General features: G+C 54.9%; 1 rRNA gene. It reads left to right on the top strand.

Features of this window, described 5'->3' with window-relative positions:
• Window positions 1-235 (top strand): 23S ribosomal RNA (locus KW829_RS22835); the annotation flags it as partial.

The raw sequence follows: 235 nt of genomic DNA, 5'->3' as shown, positions 1-235 counted from the left end.
ACCGAGATTCCCCCAGTAGCGGCGAGCGAACGGGGAGCAGCCCAGAGTCTGAATCAGCTTGTGTGTTAGTGGAAGCGTCTGGAAAGTCGCACGGTACAGGGTGATAGTCCCGTACACGAAAGCACACATGCTGTGAACTCGAAGAGTAGGGCGGGACACGTGGTATCCTGTCTGAATATGGGGGGACCATCCTCCAAGGCTAAATACTCCTGACTGACCGATAGTGAACCAGTAC

It is taken from the genome of Enterobacter sp. ENT02, from assembly GCF_019219165.1.
GTDB classification, from domain to species: domain Bacteria; phylum Pseudomonadota; class Gammaproteobacteria; order Enterobacterales; family Enterobacteriaceae; genus Enterobacter; species Enterobacter mori.
Note: the sequence above shows the minus strand (reverse complement) of the source record. Positions and strands in the feature narration are given on the sequence as shown.